Raw genomic sequence first — 1,686 nt, 5'->3', positions numbered from 1 at the left:
TGATATGCTCCCCATAAGGTAGACAGATTAAAAAATAAAATCTGTTGACCTAAGGGGAGTATTTTTTATGGCCAGAAGTAACCATTCCGTTGAAGAGAAACTACAAATTCTTCATCTGTTAAATGAAGGGGACTATTCCCAAAGAGAATTATGTGAAAAGTTCTCTGTCGCTATAAAAACGATTAAACAATGGAAAATGAAATTAAATCAAGATGGTGTGGATGGGCTAATCGAATCGACTACCTGGAAAAAATATTCGAAGGAATTGAAATTGTATGCGGTTGAAGACTTTCTACACAAGGATTTACCGCGTCTTGAGATTCTTAAAAAATATAACATTAGTAGCGATTCTGTTTTAAGAAAATGGGTAAAAAAGTATACTAGTCATAGTGAGGTAAAAGATTCGGGTAAAGGAAGGAGCCGAACTATGACTAAGGGAAGAAAAACAACGCTTGAAGAACGTATTCAAATTGTCAATCATTGTTTAAGACATCAGAAAGATTATCAAGCAACGGCTGAAACGTACGGAGTTTCCTACCAACAGACTTACCAATGGGTAAAGAAATTTGAAGCAATTGGTGAAGCTGGTTTACATGATCGCCGCGGACGCACTAAAGAAGTAATTGAGTTAACAGCAGAAGAAAAACTACAAATAGAAATCAAACGAATCGAGCGTGAAAATGAACGATTACGCGGAGAAAATCTATTTTTAAAAAAGTTAGCGGAAATCGAAAGGAGGCATCATTAAGTCAAATCTATTTACAACAGCGCTATCTAGCGATTCAAGAGTTGCATCAAGAAACACAGCTAGCGATTATTTTACTCTGTGAAATTGCGGGTGTTTCGCGTGCTGCGTACTACAAATGGCTTCATCGAACAGCTCCAGCGAGGGAGTTGGAAAATGAGCGGCTATGGGCTGGGATTCAGCTACTTACGCAACAAGTAAAAGGCATATATGGCTATCGTCGTGTAACTTTAACAATTAACCGTTATCGAGTATTGGCCAATCAACCCCTAATTAATGAGAAGCGCATTTACCGGATTATGCGCACACATCATTTACAGTCGGTGATTCGCCGAAAACGGAAAGGTTATCGCAAAACAAAGGCTGACCATGTCGCAGACAATCTATTAAAACGCGAATTTAAAGCAGACAAGCCGAACGAAAAATGGTGCACGGATGTGACGGAATTCAAATATGGTGTCGGAAAAAAGGCTTATTTAAGTGCGATTATTGATTTATATGATGGATCAATCGTTAGCTATCGATTGGGTCGCTCGAATAATAATCCACTTGTGTTTGAGACGATAACCCCCGCCATTCAGAAACTGCCATTTTGGGCACGTCCGCTCATTCATAGCGATCGCGGGTATCAGTATACATCAAAAGGTTTTAAACGAATAACAGACAAGGCAAATATGATCCATAGCATGTCACGTCCTGGTCGTTGTCTAGATAATGCGCCAATCGAAGGGTTTTGGGGCTCTTTGAAATGTGAAATGTATTATTTAAGCAAGTTTCACACTTACGAGGAGTTGGAAGGGGCGATTGCCTCGTATATTCACTTCTATAATACAAGTCGTTACCAAAAACGATTAAACGGCTTAAGCCCTTTAGAATTCAGAGCTCAAGCCGCTTAACGATTTTTTATTATTTCCACTGTCTACTTGACAGGGAGCAGTTCA

1 protein-coding gene is annotated in these 1,686 nt (G+C 39.2%); it reads left to right on the top strand.

Features of this window, described 5'->3' with window-relative positions:
* The first annotated feature begins 67 nt into the window (after nt 1-67).
* A protein-coding gene (locus ACR65F_RS18135; RefSeq protein ID WP_440505356.1) for an IS3 family transposase occupies nt 68-1,641 on the top strand; the annotation gives its coding sequence in 2 pieces (ribosomal slippage) (nt 68-722 and nt 722-1,641; 1,575 coding nt in all).
* Nucleotides 1,642-1,686 lie beyond the last annotated feature (45 nt).

This window comes from Sporosarcina sp. SAFN-010, from assembly GCF_059415065.1.
Note: the sequence above shows the minus strand (reverse complement) of the source record. Positions and strands in the feature narration are given on the sequence as shown.